Annotated in this window: 2 protein-coding genes; one reads left to right on the top strand and one right to left on the bottom strand. The window is 73.1% G+C overall.

What is annotated here, in order from left to right; all coding sequences use genetic code 11:
* A partial coding sequence (locus ABD811_RS22815; RefSeq protein WP_344951194.1) for an AAA family ATPase occupies positions 1 to 1,462 on the bottom strand: 1,462 nt, incomplete at its 3' end.
* A gap of 621 nt (positions 1,463 to 2,083) precedes the next feature.
* On the opposite strand from ABD811_RS22815, the gene tyrS reads away from it, so the two are divergent.
* Positions 2,084 to 3,361: a tyrosine--tRNA ligase gene (gene tyrS / locus ABD811_RS22810; protein WP_344951191.1), complete on the top strand. Its 1,278-nt coding sequence runs from the start codon at positions 2,084 to 2,086 to the stop codon at positions 3,359 to 3,361.
* Positions 3,362 to 4,230: the final 869 nt, after the last annotated feature.

Genomic DNA, 4,230 nt, shown 5'->3' with positions numbered 1-4,230 from the left:
CGGCGGCGAGCCACGCGGCGGTGGTCGCCTCGGAGTACATGGCCGCCGCGGTGTCGTCGTCCCGTCCGGTGAGCATGCCCGCCGCCTCTGTCAGCAGGGCGTGCGCGGCCCGCGGACGGCCCTCGGCGGTGGCGACGGCGGCGCGGACCTGCGCGGCCCGCGCCAGGGCCGGCGGGTCCTCCAGATCGGGGATGGCCGCTTCGGCGAGCTCGGTGGCCCGCCGCCACCAGCCGGCGTCCAGGGCGGCCGTGGCCGCGGCCACCAGGCGGCGGCCACGGTCCAGCCGCGCGGGGGTGAGCTGGGCGGCCCGCTCGTATGCGGCGGCGACCGCGGCGTAACCTCCCCGCGTGCGGGCGTGCTCGGCACAGCGTTCCAGCGCGGCGGCCGTGTCCTCGTCCGGTCCGGTGGCGGCCGACGCCAGGTGCCAGGCGCGCCGGTCGGCGTCGTCGGCATGGCCGTCCAGGGACTCGGCCAGTGCGCGGTGCGTGGCCAGCCGGAGGGTGACCGGCGCGTTCTGGTAGACGGCGGCGCGGATCAGCGGATGGCGGAACACCAGCCGGCCGTCGGTGACCCGGACGAGCCGTGCGGTCTCGGCCGGTGCGATGTCGGCGAGCGACGCGCCCAGCCGCCCGGCCGCCTCCAGCACCACGTCCAGGCGTCCGGTGTCATCGGCGGCGGCGACCAGCAGCAGCGCTCCGGTCCCGCCGGGAAGGGCGGCGACGCGGTCGCAGAAGGTCTGCCTGAGCCGGCTGGAGGCGGTCACCTCGCCGAGACCCACGGCCCGCACGGGCAGTTCACCGCGACGCTGGGCGGGACTGAGCGTGGCGGGCAGTTCCAGCAGGGCCAGCGGATTGCCCAGGGCGTCCTCCAGGATGCGGTCCCGCACCCGCGGCGGCAGGTCCGCGGCCCGCTCGGCCAGCAGCTCGGCGGCGGCCGCGGCGTCCAGCCCGTCAAGGCGCAGCTCGGCGACGCCGGGGGCGGGGAAGGGCCGGTCGTCGTCACGAGCGGCGAAGACCAAGGCGACGCCCTCGGCCTCCAGACGGCGAGCGGCGAACAGCAGCGCCTCGGCCGAGGCGTGATCCAGCCAGTGCGCGTCGTCGACCAGGCACACCAGCGGACACCGCTCGGCCAGGTCGGCCAGCAGCGTCAGTACCGCCAGGCCCACCAGGAAAAGGTCCTTTCCGGGCGCGGGCACCAGGCCGAGCGCGCCGCGCAGCGCCTCGGCCTGCGGCGCGGGCAGCCGCCCGATGCCCTCCAGCGCCGGGCGCAGCAGCAGATGCAGTCCCGCGAAGGGCAGCTCCATCTCCGGCTCGACTCCCGCGCCGCGCAGCACCCGCACGCCGTCCCCGGCCGCCGCCGCCGCGTAGTCCAGCAAGGCGGACTTGCCGATCCCGGCCTCTCCCCGCAGCACCAGCGCCCCGCTCCGCCCCAGCCGGACGTCCGCCAGTAACCGATCTATCACCGCTTGTTCTCGCCCCCGCCCGAAAAGCATGATCGGATCCTAGACCGCCGCCGTTTTCGCGGATCCGCTTCGCGCCCCATTCGCCGGACGCCCCGCGCACCGAGACGGGCGCCGAAATTCCGCGATGTCATCCGCGTGCGGAAACCACACGTCATATTCACGCGGCCGCACCTGTCGAGCCCGAAAGACGAGGCGCGGACCAGGCGGCGCACCCCACACCATCGCCCGATCCGGACGCGGGCGGCTTCCCTCCGCTGGGTGATCGCCGTCTCCGTGGCCAATGACGCCTATTGAGCCTCGGGTGGCGAGCGTTGCCGGGACCCGCGGAGGTTCTCGGCCATTGTCGGCCGACGACCCCTCGTCGTCGGGGCCATGGTCGATGGCACCGTGGCCCGGTACGGGTGAGCGGCGGACGGGAGACGAACGTCCGTGCAGGGGAAGGGCATCCGAGGAGGCCACGCCCCGGTTCGTGGAGCCGCCGGGGCGGTGAGATCGATGAGGCATCAGCTGTGCTGAGCCCGTAAGGTGTCTAGGACCCCCCGGCTTCCGCGCGGGGGAGGACCGCGACGTATCGGCGGTCCATCCGCACCATGATGGACGTATCCGAAATCGAGGAAGAACGTGACCGACATCCTGGACGATCTGGCGTGGCGCGATCTGATCGCGCAGTCCACCGATCTGGATGACCTGCGGACGCTGCTCGCCGCGGGGCCGGTCACGCTGTATTGCGGGTTCGACCCGACCGCGCCGTCGCTGCACCTGGGCAACCTCATCCAGATCCTCACCCTGCGGCGCTTCCAGAAGGCCGGACACCGGCCGATCGGGCTGGTCGGCGGCGCCACCGGGCTGATCGGCGACCCCAGCGGCAAGAGCGCCGAACGCGTCCTGAACTCCGAGGAGACCGTCGCCGGCTGGGTGGAGCGCATCCGCGGCCAGGTGTCGCGGTTCCTGGACTTCGGGGACGGCCCGACCGGCGCCCTTATGGTCAGCAACCTCGACTGGACCGGCCCGATGAGCGCCATCGAGTTCCTGCGCGACATCGGCAAGCACTTCCCGGTCAACCGGATGCTGGCCCGCGAGACCGTCCGCAAGCGCCTGGACACCACGGGCATGAGCTACACCGAGTTCAGCTACGTGCTGCTGCAGGCGATGGACTACCTGGAGCTGTACCGCCGGTACGGCTGCCGCCTGCAGACCGGCGGCAGCGACCAGTGGGGCAACCTCACCGCCGGCGTCGACCTCATCCGGCGCGTCGAGGGCGGCTCCGCGCACGCCCTGACCACACCCCTGCTCACCAAGGCCGACGGCAGCAAGTTCGGCAAGACCGCCGGCGGCGAGACCTACTGGCTCGACCCCGAGCTGACCTCGCCGTACGCCTTCTACCAGTTCTGGATCAACGCCGACGACCGGGACGTGGAGCGCTACCTGAAGGTCTTCAGCTTCCGCTCCCGGGAGGAGATCGAGGAACTGTTCAAGCAGGGCGCCGAACGGCCCGCCGCCCGCATACCGCAGCGCGCGCTCGCCGAGGAGGTCACCACGCTGGTGCACGGCGCCGAGGAGTGCGCCCGCGTGATCGCCGCGTCCCGGGCCCTGTTCGGCCAGGGCGAGTTGCGGGACCTGGACGAGCGGACCCTGCAGGCGGCGCTGGCCGAGGTGCCGCGCGCCGAGGTCCAGCCAGGCGAGCTGCCGCCCGTGGCCGACCTGCTCGCCTCCTCCGGCCTGTGCAAGAGCAAGTCCGAGGCCCGCCGCACGATCACACAGGGCGGCGCGTACCTCAACAACACCAAGGTCGAGGCCGAGGACGCCGTCCCGTCGCCCGACGACCTGCTGCACGGCCGCTTCCTGGTCCTGCGCCGGGGCAAGCGCAACATCGGCGGCGTCGAGGTCGTCCGTTCCTGACCCGGCATGGTCTGCGTCCGCCCGGACGCCTGAGGGCATCCGAGCGGACGCAGACCTCCAGCCGATGGTGCCGCTCCTCCTGTCCGATTGGGCGGGTGACGGAAGCGGGATGACGCTGCCTGCGGCGAACAACCACACGGCGGCGCCGGCCGCCTGCCACGTCGCGGATCGACCTCGGAGGCGTGGCGGTCGCGGAGCAGGCCGAGCCGCTGGGCACCGAGCCGGCGCGGGGGTGGCGGGGCCGCGGCGGCACGGAAGACACGATGGTCGCCATTGTCTCCGTCGGCGCCCCGTTCCGCCCGTGGCGGCGACGCGCGGGCGATGGGGGCTGGCGGTGGTCACCGAGCCTTGGCCGCTGCCCATGATGTCGAGGTTCGCGTGGCGTCATCGCCTGGTCATCTCGGCTCTCGTTCTGCGCGCCGCCCGCGCTCGGCCGCACCGGCGGCGATCACAGACTGGGGGTGGTGCGAGCCGTGCACTGCGGCTCCACACTGACAGCGGCATGCCCTCGGCCGCGTCGACCTGGGCACCCCGGCCTGCGGGAGACCGAAGACCTCCAAGGTGGGCCGCCTATCTGCGGGCGCGCCATGGATGGCGCAACCGAGTAGGTGCCGTTCTTCTGCAGGTTGGCCAGGAAGTGGTCCTCGTCGAGCATCGCGCCGTCTACCTGAATGCGGTCGGTGAGCAGGGGCGTGGCGAACGCTCCAGCCTCGGGGACGACGTCGAGCTCCGCCGAGGCTCGCGGGGCTGGGTTCGGCCCGCCCGGCCCGATTTGACGACTCCGTCGGACCTCCCTAATCTTCTTCGTGCCCCAAGGGGATGCGGGACGCCGGAGACGGCGGACGGCCCCGGGGAACCTCCCGACAGAA

The organism is Actinomadura miaoliensis (genome assembly GCF_039536785.1).
Classification (GTDB): Bacteria; Actinomycetota; Actinomycetes; order Streptosporangiales; family Streptosporangiaceae; genus Spirillospora; species Spirillospora miaoliensis.
This window is presented reverse-complemented; position numbering and strand designations above follow the sequence as displayed.